22 protein-coding genes are annotated in these 20,203 nt (G+C 54.5%); 13 read left to right on the forward strand and 9 right to left on the reverse strand.

What is annotated here, in order from left to right; all coding sequences use genetic code 11:
• Positions 1–23 precede the first annotated feature (23 nt).
• Positions 24–1,007, forward strand: coding sequence for a glyoxylate/hydroxypyruvate reductase GhrB (ghrB, locus tag RCF31_RS12730; protein WP_416410810.1), 984 nt, complete (start codon positions 24–26; stop codon positions 1,005–1,007).
• 93 nt (positions 1,008–1,100) lie between these two features.
• The gene (locus tag RCF31_RS12735; protein WP_084878203.1) at positions 1,101–2,348 is read left to right on the forward strand and encodes a valine--pyruvate transaminase; all 1,248 of its coding nucleotides are present in this window, start codon (positions 1,101–1,103) and stop codon (positions 2,346–2,348) included.
• On the opposite strand, the gene RCF31_RS12740 is transcribed toward RCF31_RS12735, so the two are convergent.
• Entirely contained in the window at positions 2,345–3,799 is a 1,455-nt protein-coding gene (locus RCF31_RS12740) for a PLP-dependent aminotransferase family protein (protein ID WP_416413255.1), read from the reverse strand. The genes RCF31_RS12735 and RCF31_RS12740 overlap by 4 nt on opposite strands.
• A 219-nt stretch (positions 3,800–4,018) precedes the next feature.
• On the opposite strand from RCF31_RS12740, the gene RCF31_RS12745 reads away from it, so the two are divergent.
• From RCF31_RS12745 to RCF31_RS12790, 10 genes are all read left to right on the forward strand, one after another.
• The gene (locus RCF31_RS12745) at positions 4,019–5,485 is read left to right on the forward strand and encodes a hypothetical protein (RefSeq protein WP_416410812.1); all 1,467 of its coding nucleotides are present in this window, start codon (positions 4,019–4,021) and stop codon (positions 5,483–5,485) included.
• 17 nt (positions 5,486–5,502) lie between these two features.
• On the forward strand, positions 5,503–6,780 hold the full coding sequence (locus RCF31_RS12750) for an ATP-grasp domain-containing protein (protein WP_416410814.1): 1,278 nt from the start codon (positions 5,503–5,505) through the stop codon (positions 6,778–6,780).
• Entirely contained in the window at positions 6,768–7,475 is a 708-nt protein-coding gene (locus RCF31_RS12755) for a class II glutamine amidotransferase (protein ID WP_313684024.1), read from the forward strand. The genes RCF31_RS12750 and RCF31_RS12755 overlap by 13 nt, the downstream gene beginning before the upstream one ends.
• Before the next feature lie 6 nt (positions 7,476–7,481).
• Positions 7,482–8,282 carry a 2OG-Fe(II) oxygenase gene (locus RCF31_RS12760; protein WP_313684026.1) on the forward strand — a complete coding sequence of 267 codons (801 nt, stop codon included), beginning with the start codon at positions 7,482–7,484 and terminating at the stop codon, positions 8,280–8,282.
• A 28-nt stretch (positions 8,283–8,310) separates the two neighbouring features.
• Positions 8,311–8,811 carry a YbaK/EbsC family protein gene (locus tag RCF31_RS12765; RefSeq protein WP_299455625.1) on the forward strand — a complete coding sequence of 167 codons (501 nt, stop codon included), beginning with the start codon at positions 8,311–8,313 and terminating at the stop codon, positions 8,809–8,811.
• Between the two features lie 20 nt (positions 8,812–8,831).
• The gene (locus RCF31_RS12770) at positions 8,832–9,737 is read left to right on the forward strand and encodes an EamA family transporter (protein WP_416410817.1); all 906 of its coding nucleotides are present in this window, start codon (positions 8,832–8,834) and stop codon (positions 9,735–9,737) included.
• A 215-nt stretch (positions 9,738–9,952) separates the two neighbouring features.
• Positions 9,953–10,255 carry a hypothetical protein gene (locus RCF31_RS12775; RefSeq protein WP_416410819.1) on the forward strand — a complete coding sequence of 101 codons (303 nt, stop codon included), beginning with the start codon at positions 9,953–9,955 and terminating at the stop codon, positions 10,253–10,255.
• Complete coding sequence (locus tag RCF31_RS12780; RefSeq protein WP_416410821.1) at positions 10,212–10,706, forward strand: hypothetical protein; 495 nt, start codon at positions 10,212–10,214, stop codon at positions 10,704–10,706. The genes RCF31_RS12775 and RCF31_RS12780 overlap by 44 nt, the downstream gene beginning before the upstream one ends.
• A complete protein-coding gene (locus RCF31_RS12785; RefSeq protein ID WP_416410823.1) occupies positions 10,699–11,016 on the forward strand; it encodes a hypothetical protein in 318 nt (105 codons plus the stop codon). The genes RCF31_RS12780 and RCF31_RS12785 overlap by 8 nt, the downstream gene beginning before the upstream one ends.
• A 19-nt stretch (positions 11,017–11,035) precedes the next feature.
• Entirely contained in the window at positions 11,036–11,908 is an 873-nt protein-coding gene (locus RCF31_RS12790) for a hypothetical protein (protein WP_416410825.1), read from the forward strand.
• Positions 11,909–11,972: 64 nt separating this feature from the next.
• Here the strand turns inward: RCF31_RS12790 and ibpA are convergent, their stop codons facing one another.
• Positions 11,973–12,389 carry a small heat shock chaperone IbpA gene (ibpA, locus tag RCF31_RS12795; protein WP_299455638.1) on the reverse strand — a complete coding sequence of 139 codons (417 nt, stop codon included), beginning with the start codon at positions 12,387–12,389 and terminating at the stop codon, positions 11,973–11,975.
• 283 nt (positions 12,390–12,672) lie between these two features.
• Here ibpA and RCF31_RS12800 point away from each other — a divergent pair, with 283 nt between their 5' ends.
• A complete protein-coding gene (locus RCF31_RS12800) occupies positions 12,673–13,032 on the forward strand; it encodes a YceK/YidQ family lipoprotein (protein WP_299455640.1) in 360 nt (119 codons plus the stop codon).
• On the opposite strand, the gene RCF31_RS12805 is transcribed toward RCF31_RS12800, so the two are convergent.
• From RCF31_RS12805 to yidA, 7 genes are all read right to left on the reverse strand, one after another.
• Positions 13,010–14,272 carry a DUF3748 domain-containing protein gene (locus tag RCF31_RS12805; protein WP_416410827.1) on the reverse strand — a complete coding sequence of 421 codons (1,263 nt, stop codon included), beginning with the start codon at positions 14,270–14,272 and terminating at the stop codon, positions 13,010–13,012. The two genes, RCF31_RS12800 and RCF31_RS12805, sit on opposite strands and share 23 nt — an antisense overlap.
• Before the next feature lie 84 nt (positions 14,273–14,356).
• Positions 14,357–15,649, reverse strand: a complete 1,293-nt coding sequence (locus tag RCF31_RS12810; protein WP_416410829.1) for an MFS transporter — start codon at positions 15,647–15,649, stop codon at positions 14,357–14,359.
• Positions 15,650–15,845: 196 nt separating this feature from the next.
• Complete coding sequence (gene dgoD / locus RCF31_RS12815; RefSeq protein WP_299455644.1) at positions 15,846–16,994, reverse strand: galactonate dehydratase; 1,149 nt, start codon at positions 16,992–16,994, stop codon at positions 15,846–15,848.
• Positions 16,991–17,608 (reverse strand): 2-dehydro-3-deoxy-6-phosphogalactonate aldolase, encoded by a 618-nt coding sequence (locus tag RCF31_RS12820; RefSeq protein WP_208717003.1) that lies wholly within the window; start codon positions 17,606–17,608, stop codon positions 16,991–16,993. The genes dgoD and RCF31_RS12820 overlap by 4 nt, the downstream gene beginning before the upstream one ends.
• The gene (locus tag RCF31_RS12825; RefSeq protein ID WP_416410832.1) at positions 17,592–18,464 is read right to left on the reverse strand and encodes a 2-dehydro-3-deoxygalactonokinase; all 873 of its coding nucleotides are present in this window, start codon (positions 18,462–18,464) and stop codon (positions 17,592–17,594) included. Before RCF31_RS12825 ends, RCF31_RS12820 begins: the two co-directional genes overlap by 17 nt.
• Positions 18,461–19,159 carry a FadR/GntR family transcriptional regulator gene (locus RCF31_RS12830; protein ID WP_084878172.1) on the reverse strand — a complete coding sequence of 233 codons (699 nt, stop codon included), beginning with the start codon at positions 19,157–19,159 and terminating at the stop codon, positions 18,461–18,463. The genes RCF31_RS12825 and RCF31_RS12830 overlap by 4 nt, the downstream gene beginning before the upstream one ends.
• Before the next feature lie 222 nt (positions 19,160–19,381).
• Positions 19,382–20,191, reverse strand: a complete 810-nt coding sequence (yidA, locus tag RCF31_RS12835; protein ID WP_416410834.1) for a sugar-phosphatase — start codon at positions 20,189–20,191, stop codon at positions 19,382–19,384.
• Positions 20,192–20,203 lie beyond the last annotated feature (12 nt).

Here is a 20,203-nt window from a genome sequence, read left to right on the forward strand (position 1 = left end):
ACTCGTTCTACAGGGAGCAAAAGATGAAACCTGCTGTGATTGTTTATAAGGGTCAGAAAAGCCTGCCGGAAGAACTGTACGCGAAACTCGACGCGCACTTCACTGTCACCGAAGTCAACGACATTTCCCCGGAAACCGTCAATCAATACGCAGCCCAGTTTCAACAGGCTCAGGGCTTACTGGGTTCAGGCGGTAAAGTGAATGCGGACCTTCTGGCAAAAATGCCTGCCTTGCGCGCCTGTTCAACCATCTCTGTCGGCTATGACAACTTTGATGTCGCGGCGTTAAACCAGCGTGGTGTGGTATTGATGCACACACCCACGGTGCTGACCGAAACTGTGGCCGACACCATGATGGCACTGGTGCTGAGCAGCGCCCGCCGCGTAACGGAACTGGATGCCTGGGTGAAAGCCGGTCAGTGGCAGAAAAGCATTGGCCCGGAGAAATACGGCGTCGATGTGCATCACAAAACCCTCGGTATCCTCGGCATGGGCCGCATCGGACTGGCGCTGGCGCAGCGCGCGCATTTCGGCTTCGGTATGAAGATTCTGTACAACGCACGCCGTCAGCATAGCGAAGCGGAAACCCGTTTTGGCGCCCGCGCCTGCAACCTGGAGACGCTGCTGAAGGAAAGCGATTTTGTCTGCATCAGCCTGCCGCTGACTGAACAGACACATCATATGATCAGCACCGCACAGCTGAAAATGATGAAGCCGAGCGCCATTCTGATCAACGCTGGACGCGGTCCGGTGGTCGATGAGCAAGCGCTGATCACGGCGTTACAGGACGGCACCATTCACGCCGCGGGTCTGGACGTGTTCGAGCAGGAGCCTGTCCCTGCCGATTCCGCACTGCTGAAGCTGCCGAATGTGGTGACGCTGCCGCACATCGGTTCCGCCACCCATGAAACCCGCTACGGCATGCTGAGTGATGCAGTGGATAACCTGATCGCCGCGCTGACCGGCAAAATCGAGAAGAATTGTGTCAATCCTGAGGTTGTGAAATAAGGCTTTGCACCTTTTCCCCGCCTGACCATTGCGCCTGCATGTTGCGGGCGCTATGGTTGTCCTCAATCAGTCATCACAAAGTTTTAACCTGCTATGTCTTTTTCACAGTTCGGCGACAAATTTACGCAACATTCCGGTATCTCACGTCTGATGGAAGATATGGGTGAAGGGTTGCGAACCCCCGGCACCATCATGCTTGGCGGCGGGAATCCGGCGCAAATCCCGGCCATTAACGACTATTTCCACCAGCTTTTGCAGCAGATGCATCAGGAAGGCAAGCTGAGCGAGGCGCTGTGCAATTACGACGGCCCGCGCGGCAAGGCTTTGCTGCTCGATGCGCTGGCAGCCATGCTGCGCGAGGAGTTCGGCTGGCCATTAACGGCGCAGAATATCGCGCTCACCAACGGCAGCCAGAGCGCGTTTTTCTATCTGTTTAACCTGTTCGCCGGACACCGCGCCGACGGCAGCAAAAAACGCGTACTGTTCCCGCTGGCCCCGGAATACCTCGGTTACGCCGATGCCGGGCTGGAAGAAGGCTTGTTTGTTTCCGCGAAACCGAACATCGAACTGCTGCCGGAAGGCCAGTTTAAATACCACGTCGATTTTGACCATTTGCCGCTGAATGACGAGGTTGGTCTGATCTGCGTATCACGCCCGACCAATCCCACCGGCAACGTGATCACCGATGATGAACTGTTACAGCTGGATGCCCTGGCACAACAGCACCAGGTGCCGCTGCTGATTGATAACGCCTACGGTGTGCCCTTCCCCGGCATTATCTTTAGCGAAGCACGCCCGCTGTGGAATCCCAACATCATCCTGTGCATGAGTCTGTCAAAACTTGGCCTGCCCGGTGCGCGTTGCGGCATTATCGTTGCCGATGAAAAGACCATCAGCGCCATTGGCAACATGAACGGTATTATCAGCCTGGCACCAGGCAGCATCGGCCCGGCGATCGCCAACGAGATGATTGTGCGTGGGGATTTATTGCGTCTGTCGGAAGAGGTGATCAAACCGTTTTATCAGCACAAAGTGAGCGAAACGATCGCTATCATTCGCCGCTATTTACCGGAAGATCGCTGCCTGATTCATAAACCGGAAGGGGCGATTTTCCTCTGGTTGTGGTTCCGCGATTTGCCGATCTCCACCGAAGCCCTGTATCAGCGCCTGAAAGCACGCGGCGTGCTGATGGTGCCTGGCCACTTCTTCTTCCCCGGCCTGGAGCAGGAATGGCCGCATACCCACCAATGTATGCGCATGAATTATGTACCGGACGCGGAGAATATTGAACGCGCGGTGCAGATTCTGGCGGAAGAACTCGAAGACGCCTGGCGCGCTTAATCCTGCTTTGCTTCTAACAATGACAGCTGGCACCACTGTGCCAGCTGGCGAATTGCCTGCTCCACTTCCGCATTCCAGCCAAACCCGGCGTTGAGCCGAAAACAGTGGTCGTAGCGGTGATCGGTGGCGAATATATGCCCCGGTGCGATGCCAATCCCGGCATTGCGCGCCTTGAGAAACAGCGCACGCACATTCAGCGCCTGCACCGGCATCTCAACCCACAACACATAACCGCCTTCCGGATCAGACACCCGCGTGCCCGCAGGAAAATAGCGCAGCACCGCCTGGCGCATCTGGCGGATTTGGTTCGCCAGCTCGCGGCGCAGCTTACGTAGATGGGCATCGTAACCGCCGTTGCGCAGCAGTTCGGCAATTGCCGCCTGCGACAGCACCGAGGTGCCCATGGTTGAAGTGTATTTTAACGAGGCGATTTTGCGCATGTAGTTGGCGCTGTGCACCCAGCCAATGCGGATGCCGGGTGCCACGGTTTTTGAGAAGCCGCTGCACAAAATAACGTTCGGGCTGAAGGCGCGCATCGGGAACGGACGGCGTTCACCAAACGCGGTGTCACCGAAGATATCATCCTCAATAATCACCACATCGTTTTCATCCGCCTGACGCGCAATATAAGCCTTCTGTTCGTTGGGAATACTTTTGCCCAGCGGGTTGTTGATGTTGTTAATACTCAGATACGCCTGCACCGCTTTGCGCTGGAACAGCGACGTCAGTTTTTCCACGTTGACGTAACCTTCCGCGCCAGCTTCCACTTCAATCACCCGCAGATTAAGGTTGTGCAACATTTGCAGTAGCACGAAGTAGCACGGCGATTCCACCGCCACGATATCGCCTGGCCGTGTGGTGGCGCGCAGCGACAGCGAGATTGCCTCGATGCAGCCATTGGTGATTAGGATGTCATCGGCGTTGATGTTGCAGCCATAATCCACCGCGCGGCGGGCGATCTCCGCTTTGAGCGGCGCATAGCCAGTGCCCTTGACGGTGTTGCCCAGCAGCGCAGGTTTGCTGTAGCCCATCTGGCGCATCAGCAGGCCAATTTTCTTTACCGGATACAGCGAGATATCGCCGTTTGCCAGGTCCAGTCGTACCCGACAATCCGAGCCGACCATCGCCAGATGCAGCTCAGTCTGCTCATCCAGCGGTGCGATTTCGCGCGGCTGCTCGTGCGGAACCAGCGGCAATTTTTTGTCCGCTTTACGCGGCGCAACAAAAAAGCCGGACTTAGGACGCGCCACCGCATAATGCTCATCCTCAAGGGTGCGTAATGTTTTTAGCGCGGTGGTCATGCTGACATGGTACTGCGTCGCCAGGGTGCGTACCGAAGGCAGACGGCTGTCTGGCGGCAGAGAACCGCTGTGAATCGCCTGTTTGATCTGTTCTGCTATCTGACGGTAACGACTGCTCTGACTCTCCTGTTCTTCCGTCTCACCCGCCATCTGTTCCACCCCATATCGTGCTGATCTGTGCGTATCCATCAGATTACATTCAAAGTAGTTTAGGCTGCATCTCTTAAATAACGATGCGCAGCGGTGGCAAGCCAACAGCCACACAGCATAAGACCGAGACATTCATTCCGTAACACCTTCGTGGCCCGTGAGCAAGGTTGTCGACTTCAAGGCGACTGCGATTTTATTAGCCAAAGGAAAAAGTGAAAAATGAATAATCTGTCCACCATGATGAGAGAAATTGAAGGATACCTGTCCAACGCCATTCTCGAATCAGCCCAGGCCTGTTCCCGCCGTTTGCTCGCCGCTTTACCCGATACGCATCATCCCGAAAACAACCGTGTGCTACTCGCCTATGGCGGTGGCAAAGACAGCAGCTACATGGTGGCGTATGTGCGCTACATCCAGGGGCTGATCTGGCAACAGCACGGTAGCACCTTCCAGCTGCGCATCAGTACCAACCGCCATGCGGCGATGAACGACAGCGTGATGGAGAACATCGATCGCGTCTATCGCGCGCTGCATATCCACAACGATGACTTTACCGAATGTCTGGTGACCGACGGATTACAGATTCGTCCTTTTGCCCGTCATTTGCCGATGCCGGAAGCGGTGCGCCAGCAAAATCGCAACGATGTGCTGATGAATGGCCACCGCTTCCGCGCCGATGCGCGTTCCACCTTCTGTAACGCCTGCAACCTCAGCATGGTGAACTCCTTTGGCCTTGCTGCGCACTACGATGGCGGGGTGGATATGATCATCACCGGCGATTCCCCGCAGGAACAAACCGCTTACCTCGCGTGGGCGCGCCATCTGTCACGACTGTTTAATGCGCCAGTGGCGGATAAATCACGCGGCTTTAGCGGCTTTCTGCAAACCCTTGATGGCGTCGCTGAACGTTATTTTGCTGATATCTACGGCGACGATCAGGTCACACCGGCGCACCGCATCACCTGGCAGCTGGCCCGCGACCCGCTGTTCTTCAATATCTATCAGGACACCGCCTATGAAGTGGGCGCGCACTGGGCGCTGCTGACGGAGTTTATGCATTTCCGCTTCGATGAACTGATGTTCAGTTTTTCCGAATCGGACTGCGGCAATCCCACCTTAATGGCACATATTCGCGGTCTGCGCGCGGAAACGCTGTTGCAGCGTAGCTACGCCGAAGGCATTCGCGAATATGTGCGCTTTGCGCTGGGGTTGATGCAGCAAAAGGATTTCCCACCCCAGCTGATTGAGGAGATGGCAGCGCGTTATCAGGATGATGAGGCCATCGCCCGGGCGCGTCAGCGCGCTGCGCAGTTCGCGGAACAGGCCTTTGGCCTCAATGAAACCCAGCTGGTGTGCATGATTTATTCCCCATTTATCGCCGGCGGCAGGCAGCTGCCGGCCTGGTTACACCAGCTGCCGCATCCCCCCCAGGAGCAGGCCGTGCGGGCGCTGCTGGCGGGTGACAGCAACGATATCCAGCTGGCACAACAGCTGGAGCAACTGTCCGGCCTGACCATCACCCAGATGCGCCATTGCTGGCGCAGCACGCAGGTGAGTTCGCTGCTGGATAACCAGCAGCACGATGCCCTGTCGCGCGTGTTGCGCTTCGATCCACACAAAGCGGTGATTCAGGTGAACAATGGTGTCCTGCAGGACATCGTCACAGAAGTGATTTCCGGGCGCTGACCCGGTAAGGCTAAGCGATGAGAAAGATATTCCTGCAGATTGGCGCGACCCGTGACGGGCAAAACCCGTACTGCGCCGTGGCGAAACGCGAAGGCTATTTTACCGTGCTGGCGGAGATGGGCGATTTTATCGATTACCAGTCGCTCAGCTTTACGCTGCCGTTCGATCTGATCGTGCGGCTTGACCGACCAGAAAACCCCTGGGATGTGTTGCAGGCCTGCCTGCGTGCCGGGCTGCTGGAGCATCCCCAGGTGGTGCTGGCGGGATTTGAAGCCTACAACGTCTCCGCCGGACGGGTACGCGAGATGCTGGCTGGCCCGGATGCCGGTCCCGGTTTTATTCCCCCGGATAAATATGCGCAACGCATGGCGCTGCGCAAAGCCTGGCCGCGTTTCCCGCAGCCGGAATTCCGTTTCTTCGCTTCCCCGCTCAGTATCCGCGATGCGCGTGAGGCGCTGCTTTATCCGTGCGTGATCAAGCCGGTTGATGGCGGTGGCGGCCTCGGTATCTGGCTGGTGGAACAGGCCAGCCAGCTCGACACCGTGATCAATAAACTGGTCGATACCATGAATTACGGCGGGCGCGGTTTCTCCGGCTTTATCGTCGAAAGCTGGCTGTGCGGCGATGAATATTCGCTCCAGGGGGTGGTGGATAACGGTCACGCGGTGGCGCTGACCTGCTGCCAGAAGGTGATCGAACTTCACAACGATCAGGACGGTAGCATCAGCTTTTACGAATCCGGGCATGTGGCGATGGCGGCACAACAGTTGCCAGCTTCCTTCACCAGCCTGATGAGTTTCTGCTGCGAAACCTTTGGCTACCGTCAGGGGGCCTTTCATATCGATTTCATTGTGGTCAATGGCGAGCCGCATTTTCTCGAAATGGGTTTCCGTCTGTCGGGGATGGGTGTGGTGAATCTGGTCGAGGAAGTAACCGGCATTAACTGGGCCGAGATTGCCTTTCACATCGAAGCGGGACGCGGCATGCCTGAGCTGCGTTTCTGCCAGGCCGCTCAGGTGGTAGGACGCTTACGTTTACGCCAGCCGCTGCAATATCGTCAGGCGGAACACTGGATCGCCCAACAGCAGCGCGGCCAGCTATTGCCACCGCTCAATCTGCCTGCGCTTGAAGTCTCGCCGCGCTCTTCACTGTACGCTGATTTAACCCGCCATGCGGGCATCCTCGCCACCTTTCGTCTGCCGGGCAACAGCCGCGACGACGTGCTGGCGACCTTCCATCAAATTCTCGATGTCACGTCCTTTGCCACCCGGGGGGATTTACTATGTGCAGAATGATTCTGGCGCACGGACAGTTTGATGCCGCAGCGGTACTGGAGGCGGCGCGCGCGATGAGCTGTGGAGAAACCGCCACCCATGATGGCCCGATCAAACAACATCCGAACGGCTGGGGCTTGTTGTGGCGGGAACAGGGTCATATTCGCACGCTGCACGGCACCGGCACTTTTGCCGATGCGCTGCCGGGTATTGATGTGGATCGTCTGCGTGGCCGCTTTCTCGCGGTACATGTGCGTCATGCCACGCTGAGCAAAAATCAGGGCATCGAATTTTCCCATCCGCTATGGCGTACCAGCGGCCAGACGCAGTGGCACATGATGCACAACGGCTTTCTGCCGACAGTGTATCAGCAGCTCGGCATGACGGAGTCACGCTTTGACTCGGCGGAATACCTGGAATATATGGTTGATCGCGCCACACCTGCCGATTTCACCCGCGATTATCTGCGCAACAAGATGGCGCAGGTGGCCCCGGGCGGCAGCGCGGCCAATGCCATTTTTGTCACCCGCGAGAAAGCCTGGGCGTGGCAATGGCATCCCGATGACACCCCCTACCCGGATTACTTCACCCTGCACCACTGTCAGCATAACAACAGCACGTTTATCTCTTCTGAACCCATTGCAGCACTGGGCGCGGCGTCCACCTGGCGTCGTATGAGCAACCATGAACTTCATGAAATTCCTTTGTCGGAGTGAACAAGCATGGCCATTTTCAATCAGATACGCGTTATTAGCCCCAAAATGTTTGTAGAAAGTACCTGGCTGGATGACATTGTTACTGCGCGCGTACCGCTGCTGGTGCTGCGTAATTTCCTGACCCCGGAAGTGCGTGAAGCGGCGGTGGATGACCTGCAACTTTGCCGCGAAAAGGTGCGGGTATCCCACTACCCCAACGGTGCACTGACCACTCTTGGCCCCTATCTGGCGAAGCATACCGCTGCGCCGGAAAACTATTTCACCGAACTGCGTGATATCCAGCCCGCATTACCGCCGTCGCTGCACTGCCTGCGTGACCAGGTTTACAACTGGGTGAAACACGCATTGCGGCTGGAAAGCCTGCAAACCGCCACCGATCCACAACACGGCGATTACGCAGGTTCGATTGTGCGCTTCCATGCCAATGGCGTCGCAAATCCGCTGCATAACGACAACATCGTACGCGATGCGGCGGGCAGCGGCCTGGCCGTGACCGATATTTTGCATCAACTGAGTTGCGTAGTGTGCCTCCAGGAATGCAACGCCGGGGGTGAATTACGCATCTTTAATAAGAAATGGCAGCCGGTGGACGAGCGCTTTAAAACGCCCGGCGAACTCGGTTACCAGAGTGGCGTGGTTGAGCATTGCGAAACCTGCGAATTTTCGCCGCGCAGTGGCGATATCTATCTGTTTAATCCTGCTTTTTATCATGAAATTGATCGGGTGGAAGGCGATACGCGCATCACCATGGGCTTCTTCTTTGGTCTCACCGACAAAAAGATGAAGCACGCGATTGCCTGGAGTTAACCCGAGGCCCGTCATACGAGGAGAAAAGATGACAACCTTTGAGAAAGTGATCACCCAACTGGAGCAGCATCAGGCGGATTATCGTGTGATTGAGCACGAGGCCATCGGTCAGACCGATGTCATCAGCGCCATCCGTGGTAACGAGCTGAATCAGGCCGCAAAGGCGATGGTACTGGAAGTGACGATGCCGGAGGGCGCGGAGGCCCGTTACCTGCTGGCGATTGTGCCGGGTGATTGCAAAATTAACTTCAAAAGCGCCGCCCGTGCCATCGGCGGCAAAAAATCGAGCTTTGCCGCCGCGGAAAAAGCCCAGGAGCTGACACAGTGCGTGATGGGCGCGGTGCCTCCCTTTAGTTTTGATGACCGGCTGGCGCTGCGTGTGGATTCACGCCTGCGTGATGTCGGTACGCTGTGGTTTAACGCCGGGTTGCTGGAACGTTCAGTGGCGCTGGATGTGAATGATTATTTTCGTGTTATCGGCGATGACTGCTGCGCAGAGATCGCCACCCCCGTGACGGCCACCGCCTGATCGCGGCAGAAGGAATTTTTATGTCAGTCAAAGATCTCTTATTAGCCCTGTGTGTGGTACTCGCCTGGGGCGTCAATTTTGTGGTGATTAAGCTGGGGCTGCATGGCATGCCCCCCTTTTTGCTGGCAGGACTGCGTTTTACTCTGGTGGCATTCCCGGCGATCTTTTTCGTTAAACGCCCGGCCATTCCGCTGCGCTGGCTGGTGGTGTATGGCATGACCATCAGTTTTGGTCAGTTCGCCTTTCTGTTCCTCGCCATCAAGCTGGGTATGCCAGCCGGGCTGGCATCGCTGGTGGTGCAGGCGCAGGCCTTTTTCACCCTGATACTCGGCGCATTGCTGCTGGCGGAGAAACTGCGCTGGAACCATATCGTCGGCATTCTGGTGGCGACCCTCGGCATGTTTACCCTGGCAACCGCCGGGATGGAGGGGCAAACCACCGCAGGCATTACGCTCACCACCATGATGCTGACGCTGGCGGCGGCGCTGTCGTGGGGATTGGGCAATATCACCAACAAGATTATTCTGCGTAACCGCAAAGTACCGGTGATGTCGCTGGTGGTATGGAGTGCGCTGGTGCCGATGGTGCCGTTCTTTGCCTGTTCATGGTGGTTTGAAGGGCAAGAGACAATTGTCAGCAGCCTGATGAATATCTCGCTGCAAACCGTGCTGGCGCTGATTTACCTCGCCTTTATCGCCACCATTATCGGATACGCGATCTGGGGCAATCTGCTGAGTCGCTACGAAACCTGGCGCGTGGCACCGCTGTCGCTGCTGGTACCGGTGGTGGGGATTCTCAGTGCCGCGTTGATTTTGGGGGAAACCCTGTCGGCACAGCAGATGCTCGGAGCATCGGTGATTATTTTTGGTCTGCTGATCAATGTGTTCGGTGGGATGGTGAGCCAGCGATTTCTGGTGAGGACCTGACGCATCGCAGGGGTGTCGGGGTATGTAACCCTGCCACCCCGAATCACATTCCCCGTCCCCACAGTTGTCTTTCCTGTCGCTCTCAGCAGATCACTGCGCCTCGTCGAAAAAATTAAATAACCTTTAAAAACATACAATTAAATATTGAGGTACAAATTGTACTTTTACAATATCACTTTTGGTGCCATTATGCTGAAAACTGACGAGGTGAAGCCGTGAAAATATCATGTCATCTGCAAAAGAGAATGTCGGAAAGAAATATATCTCTGGAAGTGATTAATTTAGTAATGTCACTTGGCTCCTTTAGCGATAACAGCGAGAGATTGATATTAGATGAGAAGGCACTGGCGTTAGCCATTCAATGCACCGATTCACTGAAAAAACAGTTAGTGTCTTTACAGAAAAAAAAAGGGGCAAGCGTCGCATTAACCGACGATCTGCTTATGACTTCATTTTTTCATTATGGTAAAAAAAATGCTAAAAATAAACAAAGACAAAATATTAAGCAATTCAGCTGACAGTACAATTGTATTGCCGGCACCTCCACAAAAAATGAATTTAAAAATACATCGGGCAGACCTTAAATTCATCGATGAATTGGCACTTAAAATTGATACAACAAGGTCGGCCATTCTCAACAATATCATCAGAAAGATTTTAATTGAAAAACTGAAGTCTGAAGTAACCGAATTTGATAGCCAAGTGTTATTAGCGATTGAAGCTGATAAGTTATCCTCGCAAAATATCATTGATGGCTGTAATGACCTGGAGGAAAGCTGGATATTTGAAGTTGCCAGGGCGGAAATCAAGCATGAAATTCTCTATAAGTATAATAACTTCAAATTGTCAGAGCAGGATCAATATACTGACATTCTCAGCAAAGAAGAGATCGCGTTAGAAAAGCACTCTGATGAACATAATTTTTGCAAACAACTTATTGAGCAGAAACTGGTGAATAAAAATGATTAAAAATCAAATCGAAAAAATGAAGAGCAACGCAATTAAAGATTCTCGCGATCTTTACGAGACCGTATCAATTAAGATACCCGCTAAAAGTTATGCCATGCTCGAGTTATTAAGTCGTTTGAGTTCCGAACCTAAAACCTCATTACTTACCAAAGATATCTCTGAAACCTTATACCGGATTGTCGCTACGGAGAGTGAGGAAACTGATTTAATTGAGGAGATTATCAATAAAATCGATCCTCAATACTACCAGGAATCCTTCGTTGACCAGTTAATTAATAATAATATTATTCACTCCACTCCAGAGAAGTAATTATCGACAGGGAATTAAAATGCCTCTTGTATATATCACAAAATATTCTTTAATTAAGATTGGTGGCATCCTTGATATACCCTATGAAAGATCTCTCTCTGCCAGTAAAGCGATTCATACAATAATAGCATCACATACAAAAGAAAAAATATTCAGTTCACCTGAACTTAAGGTAATGACGATGACGCTTGCGGTGAACGACATCCTTAATACAGAAACTGCTGACAACATAAAAATAATGAATCAGAGAAAATCCGAGTTTCATTCACGTAAGCAAAGGGTGATTTTCTATCAGGACAGGCTAACTTATCATTATTATAAAGATTGTCCAAATCTGCTGTCAGACTATAACAACTTCACCATCCCTGTTGAAATCCCTGAGCACAGAATAGAAGAATATCGACAATATTTCATTAACAACATCGATACTTTTAACCGGAATGAAGAAGCTTACTATGCCCAGGCAAATGCTTTCTTTCGGGTTCATATGAGTCCGATTAAAAAAAGCCACCACGCAAACAGTGGTAAGGAATCAGTTTCAAGCAATAATCTGCTGCAATCTTCAACAGATGAAGAGGATGGAAAATATATTGAAGAAGCGTTGTCTTTTTTTCAAACTTACAGAAAGACAATAAATAAATATGGTTATGCTTCTCACCTCAAAGAAAAACTGCTCCAGGAAAATAAAATGTCTATTGAGGATTATAAAATCATCACCGCATGGCATATTCTCAAGACGAATACCAAAAGCGAAATCATCAGCAAAATAATCAAAATAAATCAACACAGCGAACAATTATTTTCTGAGGAAGTGATGATAGCATTAGGGTTTCATGGTTGTGCGACGTGCAAGACGCTTAATGAAAAATCAATAAATAAAGCGCTTATTTAGTGGGAAAAGAACCGCAGTCCTTTGACAGGATTGCGGTTCTGAAGGTGACAGTTAACGCTGACTCTTATTTCAAAATTTCAATCCGACGCGGTTTCGCCTCTTCGGGGACGATGCGTTCCAGATCGATGCTTAACAGGCCATTTTCGAGGCGCGCATCGCGCACGATGATATGGTCTGCCAGCTGGAATTTTCGCTCAAAGTTACGCTCGGCGATGCCCTGGTACAGGTATTTGCGTTCCTGTTGTTCCTCAGGATGCGCGCCGCGCACAACCAGCATATTGTCGTGTGAGGTGATATCCAGCTCAGTTTGAGCAAAGCCCGCTACGGCAATGGTGATACGGTAGTGGTTTTCGTCTACCAGCTCGACGTTATACGGAGGGTAGCCACCATTGGCCTGGTTCTGATTGGATTCCAGCAGGTTAAACAGACGATCGAAACCAATAGCAGAACGATAAAGCGGAGAGAGATCAAAATTACGCATATTAGGACTCCTGATATTCAGCAAGTTTTGGCAACCTTCCACCATGGACAGGTTGTGCGGCCCGTTGCTCTCCCTGTCGGCAAAAGCAGCGTGACCTTATCCTAAAAGTGGGTGCGGTTTTGTCGCTTTCAAGTTTTCATCAGGATTTTCTTGCAGCAATTCTGATGAAATAGCATACACTCAGGAAATTATTCGCCTGAGAATCAGGACATCACCCCAGAGTGATGCGACGCAGGTGACACACTCCAGCCAGGGCCATGCCATGACTGAAGGGATGAAGACGATGAATATAATGAAACGCTTTTCGCTGCCAGGCCTGTTGGTCTGCTGTGCATGTACCACCTCCGGTTGTTCCAGCGTCATGTCCCATACTGGCGCCAGCCAGGGTTATTACCCCGGCACCCGCGCCAGCGCGGAAATGCTGACCGATGATCACACCAGCTGGGCAATGAAACCGCTGGTCGCGATTGATCTGCCGTTCTCAGCGGTAATGGATACCATCCTGCTGCCGTGGGATTACTTCCGCCACGATGATGACAAATCGATCGACTCACCGCGTGAGCGCGTGCGGCAAAGCGAGAAGCTGGCCGGTACCCAGGCCAGCCTGTCTACCGCTGCCGCTATGCCCGCGGAAGCGCAGTGACGCAGAACAGCTGTCGCCAGCCGTTAACTTCTCGCATATACGCAATCTTCTGCCCATCTGGCGACCAGACCACCGCGTCACCGGATGGCGGCAGTTCACTGCGCGGCGTCAGTCGGGTGCATTTACCTGATGTCCACGCGCAGCGCATCACGCTGTTATCGCAGATAAAGGCGAGCGCCTCCCCGCCAGGATGCCAGCTAAAGGCTGACTGAATGCTGCTTTCCAGCTGCGTTATCTGCCGCGGCATCCCACCGTTGGGGGAGACTGTCCACAGCTGCACCACGCCGTTGTCATCCGCCAGCAGAAAAGCAATGGCACTACCGTCCGGCGCAGCGCGCAACCAATGACGCGGCTGTAAAGCCAGCCCTTTGCTCTGGGTCACGCGACGCTGCTGAACCCCGGCCGGTGGCGCAGGCAATTTATCCACGGTTCCCTGTAGCGGCACCGTTCCCGGCTTCGCGTAATCTGCCAGCGCATCCGGCAAATCCGCCACAAACACCTCCGGCACTTTGTCGCCACTGGCTGCCCGCGTATCACCAATAAACGCAATGGCCCAGCGCTGCCAGCTGCCGTCTGGCTTTTGATAGCCACGATCGCCAATCCAGCACTCCTCATACGCCCGATCGATTTGGTCGCTACCCGGCTGCGGGCAGCGCTGTGTCTGGCTGACCAGCACACAATAATGGCTGCCTTCGTATTCGCGTGGATGCTGCTTTGGCGGACACACCGGATGCAGTGGCACAGCAACACCGACGTTGCGCAGGTCATCGCGCACATCCTTTTCATGCATCACATGATCGTTATAAGTGAAGCTGAGACGTGAACCATCCGGGCTGAAGACATGGACATGGGAACCGCCGCGCAGCGCGCCTGGTGTGTAGGGCGCGGTGATATCACAGGCATCGAGATTTTCCGCGATACCTCGCTGCACAATCACGCCACGACGATGGTGGAAATCGTAATGCCAGTGCGCATCGGGACGTTCCGGGCCGTGAATGCAAACGTAGCGTGGCGGCAGATCCGGGCTGACCGTGACCACGCCAACATAAGCACCGTCGCGTGCCTGATACAGCACTTCCACAGCGCCGCTCTGCACATTAACGCGCTCAATGGTCAGGCTGGTAAAGGAAGCACCGGAAGGCCGGACATCAAACGCCAGCCATTGGCTGTCGGCAGTCCAGACGTTGATATTGGTGAGCTGGTGATGACGTTCTGCAAAGGTGAGTTGTTTTTCTGACATGGGGCAACCTTACATCCAACAGTTGCCAGACAAACTACGCGATTCTGCCCTGCCGGGCCAGTGCTCCGGCAGGGCGCAACGCCATCAACCGACGCGCTTCACATCACCAACCAGTAGGATATAAGAAAGTGCACCGATCAGCGCCACCACCGAGATATAGACCAGCGCCGGGGCGAAACCGTAATCCTGCGCCAGATACCCCACCACCAGCGGTACGCTGATGCCACCCAGGCCACCGATAAAGTTAAACATACCGCCAGTCAGGCCAATCAGCCGTACCGGGGCCAGCGACGAAACCAATGACCAGGTAATTGACGCGAAGCCGTTACCGAAGAACGCCAGCGCCATTAGCGCCATAATCCACATCGGGTCGTTGGTATAGTTGGCTCCCATAATGCAGGTGGAGATCAGCAGGCCACAGATAATCGGCGTTTTACGTGCAAAACCCAGTGAACGGCCACTGCGCACCAGTCGGTCCGCCACGATGCCGGAAAGAATCACCCCGACAAAAGCGGCGAGGAAAGGGACGGTGGTCATAAAGCCCGCCGTCAGCGCGCCGATGTGTTTTTCCTGCGTCAGGTAGTTCGGGAACCAGGTCAGGAAGAACCACAGGGTTGAGGTCACGGCAAACTGGCCGAGATAAACGCCGCACAGTTTACGGTGGAACACCAGTTTCCAGTCGGCAGCGGTCACCCGGCTGCGGGTTTTCTTCTCAGTGGGCGCATCCCCTTCCACCATAGCGCCGCCTTCACGAATATAGTCCAGCTCGGCCTGGTTGATGCCTTTGCTCTGGCTCGGTGCCTGATAAACCTTAATCCACACCAGTGACCAGACCAGGCCAATTGCTCCGGTGAGGATAAACACCCAATGCCAGCTCAACAGCTCCTGAATCCAGATCAGCAGCGGCGTCAGGAATGCCAGACCAACAAACTGGCCGGAAGTGTAGAAACCCACCGCCGAGGCGCGTTCGTGCTCCGGGAACCAGCTGGTCACCAGACGGTTATTGGTCGGAAACGCCGGGGCTTCGAAGACGCCGGTAATGGCGCGCAGGCCGATCAGCGACAATAAACCACCGGCAAAGCCCTGGCATAAGGTGGCGATCGACCAGCCGCAGATAGCAATAAAATAGGTTAAGCGTGAGCCAACGCGATCGAGAAACCAGCCACCGGGAATCTGGCACAGCGTATATAACCAGGCGAAGGCGGAAAAGACATAACCCATTTCCGCTTTGGTGATACCAAATTCCTGCTGAATATGAGCTGAAGCGACGGCTAAATTAGCGCGATCGACATAACAAATTACCACCGTAATAAATATCATCAATAACGTGATATAACGGCGGCGCGTCGGTCGGGCCTGAACGGCAGAGAGATCCATGGTGTTTCTCCGGATACGTAGGGTATCAATATCGGTAATAACCGCCCATGGCGGCAAATAAGGCACGCAGCTATCCTGCACAGCCGGATAAGGCTGCGCGCCGGTGGTGACAATAAATAAAGCGTGAACGAGGCCCTGCGCCTTATTTACCGGCACATCGTTATCAGAGATTTAATAAATTCAGAGCGTAATCAAATTACCATTCAGCGACAGAACCATCCGGGAAGCGCCACAATGGATTACGCCAGTCCGGCGCATTTTTACTGCGCTCAATGACCAGCTCTTCATTAATTTCTACGCCAAGACCCGGTTTATTTAATGGATAGAAATGGCCGTCATCCATTTTAAAATCGTCTTTATTGATCACGTAATCGAGCAGTTCTGCGCCCTGATTATAGTGAATGCCCATGCTCTGCTCCTGGAACACCGCATTACGTGAGACGAAATCGACATGCAGGCAGGCCGCCAGTGCAATCGGTCCGAGTGGACAGTGCGGAGCCAGCGCCACATCGTAAGATTCCGCCATGGCCGCGATCTTAAAGCATTCGGTGATGCCGCCCGCATGGGACAGGTCCGGTTGCAGAATTGCCAGGCCACCGGCATCCAGCACACGTTTGAATTCGAAGCGTGAGAACATGCGCTCACCGGCCGCAATCGGCAGATGGGTTTGCGCGGCCAGACGCGGATAATATTCCGCCTGCTCCGCCAGTACCGGTTCCTCAATAAACAGCGGACGGTAAGGTTCCAGCTCTTTAATCAACACTTTCGCCATCGGCGCACTGACGCGACCGTGGAAATCGAGGCCAAACTCAATATCCTTGCCAAAGGCTTCACGAATCTGCGCCACGGTATTGACCGCTGCATCAATTTTACGTGAATTATCAATGATCCCCATCTCTTCACAGCCGTTCAGCTTGAAGGTGTCGAAGCCAATGGTGCGCAGTTTTTTGATGCCATCGATCACTTCCGCCGGGCGATCACCACCGACCCAGCTGTAGGCTTTGATGCTGTCACGCACCAGACCACCCAGCAACTGATACACCGGCACGCCAAGCGCCTTGCCTTTGATGTCCCACAACGCCTGATCGATACCGGCGATGGCGCTCATCAGAATCGGGCCGCCGCGATAAAAACCACCACGGTACATCACCTGCCATAAATCGTTGATGCGTGCCGGGTCCTGACCCACCAGATACTCCGACAGCTCATGCACCGCCGCCTCGACACTGCGCGCGCGGCCTTCAATCACCGGCTCACCCCAGCCGACGATGCCTTCATCGGTCTCGATTTTCAGGAACATCCAGCGCGGGGGCAGGCGGTAAGTCGTCAGTTTGGTAATTTTCATCGTACAGCGTCCTTATAAGCAGCAATAAATGCGCGGGCCTTCTCCACGGTACGCGTCAACGGCTGACCGGCGCGATAGAGATCGCTGCCTAAGCCCGCACCGATACAGCCCGCGGCAAGGAATTCATGCAGGTTTTCTGGCGTCACACCGCCGACGGCAAACACCGGCACTTCCGGCGGTAGCACCGCTTTCAATGCTTTGATGTAACCGGGACCGAACGCCGATGATGGGAAGATTTTCAGCGCCTGTGCGCCAGCCTGCAGGGCGGTAAAGGCTTCGGTGGCCGTCGCGCATCCGGCAGCCACCGTCATGCCGCAGGCCACCGCCTGGCGAATCACCGCCGCGTCGGTATTCGGCGTCACCACCAGCTTACTGTTAAGCGTTGCCAGTTGATCCACCTGGGCGGGCGTCAGCACCGTACCGGCACCGATCAGCGCTTTATCGCCAAAGGTGTTCACCATCGCGCCAATGCTGCTGGCCCAGTCCGGTGAGTTAAGTGGGATTTCGATGGCATCAAAACCCGCCTCAATGAGTGCGCCAACGTGTGCCTCGGCCTCTTCCGGCCTGATGCCACGCAGGATGGCGATCAGCGGTAACTTAGTTTGCCAGTTCATGGGCAATGCTCCTTATTCCGTGCTGGAAGGCACGGTCACCTTCCAGCGTGACTGAATCATGTCCGATAAAATGCAGCGCCTGCTGGTAACGCTGCGCCAGCGCGCTGCCAGCAATAATGGTGATCGGTTGTGCCGCTGTGGTTGCCGTCATCTGCGCCACTTCATGGCCGATCAGCAGGCCAGACAGGAAATCGCTGATATGGCGACGGTCGCGCGCGCCCAGCACATGCGCCGCACGCACTTCAAACAAACGCGCCAGAATCGAGCGGTCATGGCTGCCGATATCGAGGCCCGCGCGGAAAGCAGTCGCATTGTCTTCCTGCTGTGGCAGGCCCGCGCCAATCAGGGATTGCGTCAGCAGCAGATGATGAAGCTCCCCGGTCATCACGGTACGGAAGTCGATGACGCGGTCCTGTTCCATCTGCACCCACTTGGCATGCGTGCCGGGCATCACATACAACGACGCCGGATGCAGGGCCAGTGCGCCCAACAGCTGCGTTTCCTCACCGCGCATTACGTTGTAGTTGTCCACACGTTCGACGCACAATCCCGGCACGATCCACGCTTTATCCTCCACGCGGGTCAGGCGGCCTGCCAGTGCGCTCAGCGCCACCGGACAGCTCAGATATGGCACCGAAAGCCAGCCGGCATTGCTGCCGACCATACCGGCCATCACCACCGGCACCTCATCCACCGGCCAGCCTGCGGTGACGCTGGCAAAGACCTCAGCCGGGGTGCGCCCGTTCAGGCGGGTCACACCCGCTTCGGAACGACGTTCATCGATGCATTCCCCCTGCTGATAACGCCAGGCGCGTAGATTGGTGGATCCCCAGTCAATCGCGATATAGCTGGTCACATAAACTCCTTTAGTCGTGCCGTTGAGCTGGCGATCATCGCTTTAGCGGCCTGTTCGGCAGCGTTCGCATCCTGATGGCGAATCGCGTCAAACAGCGCTTTGTGCTCGGCCAGGGTGCGCGGCATATTGCCTTCGTCCGGCATGTAGGTTTTGGCGAACACCGCCTTTTGCAGCTGGCTGATCGCCACGTTGAGCTGCTGCAAAACCGGGTTATGCACCGAGGCCAGCACCGCTTCGTGGTAGCGAATGTCCGCCTCGTTAAAGGCATCCCGATCGAGGTGATTCGCCACCATGTCGTTAAATGCCTGTTCAATCGCCGCTAAATCGTTGGAGGTGGCGCGCTCGGCAGACCAGCGCGCAATCTGCGGCTCCACCAGCACACGGACTTCGTTCATTGCGGCAATCAGACGCGGGTCCTGATCGTGCGCCAGCGCCCATTGCAGGACATCGCTATCGAGGTAATTCCACTGGTTACGCGCGGTGACAAACGCGCCGCGATAGCGCTTCATCTCCACCAGGCGTTTGGCCATCAGCGAACGAAATACTTCACGGATGATGTTGCGCGAGGTAGCAAAGCGTTCACAGAGTTCAGCTTCGGCGGGCAACGCGCCGCCCGGTGCAAACTTCCCTGCCACAATCTCTTCCCCCAGCGTCAGGATGATGCGCTCGGTTTTGCTCAATTGTTCTTGCGTCATGATGTTCCATTCAATGAAAGGCGGTGTACCCTCAGAGTACTACAATCTGCACCGTCTCAACCTCTGGTGCAGATTGTAGTACCATCAACCAATCTCGTACTACAATATGGATCACAAAATAGACAACACATACGCAGATGCATAACGGGGATAAGTGGGAAAAGTCAGAGAGCAAAGCGGTAGCGGCGCGATAAATCGCGCCGCTACAGTATGTGAGACAGGTTACAGCACTAACTCTTCGATAGCGTAGGCAACGCCATCTTCCATATTGGTTTTGGTGACGAACTGCGCGATGCTTTTCACTGAATCAATCGCGTTACCCATCGCCACGCCGGTTCCGGCGTACTCAATCATCGCCAGGTCATTTTCCTGATCGCCAATCGCCATCACTTCTGACTGTTGCAGGCCGAGTTTTTCCGCCAGCATTTTGACGCCATAGCCTTTGTTAACGCGCGGATCGAGGATTTCGAGGTAATAAGGCGCGCTTTTCAAAATGGTGTAGCTGTCGCGGGCGCGTGCTGGCAGTGCGGTAATCGCTTTATCCAGCAGTTCGGGCTTGTCGATCATCATCAGTTTCGGGAAGCGCGTCGCCGGGTCCATCTCTTCCACGGCACGATAGCGCACCGGAATGCCAGTCAGGCTGGCTTCATGGATGGTGTATTCACTGAGGTCTTTGTTCGGCGTATACAGCGAGGAGTGGTCGAAAGCATGGAAATGCACGCCAAGTTCACGCGCCAGCTGTTCGACATAGCGAAAATCATCAAAACTCAGCGTCACTTCTGCCACGCTCTCACCGCTATCGGCGCGTTGCACCAGCGCACCGTTATTGCTGATGCAGTACTGACCCGGTTGACGCAAATCCAGCTCCTGCAGATAGCGCTCGACACCGACAAAAGGGCGGCCTGTTGCCAGTACGATCGCAACGCCTTTGTCGCGTGCACGCCCAATCGCCGATTTTACTGCCGGGGTGATGAGGTGGTACGGATTAAGCAGGGTGCCGTCCATATCAATCGCAATCAGTTTTATCGCCATAACGTCCTCGTT

This window comes from Pantoea sp. App145 (assembly GCF_047947045.1).
Lineage (GTDB): Bacteria > Pseudomonadota > Gammaproteobacteria > Enterobacterales > Enterobacteriaceae > Pantoea.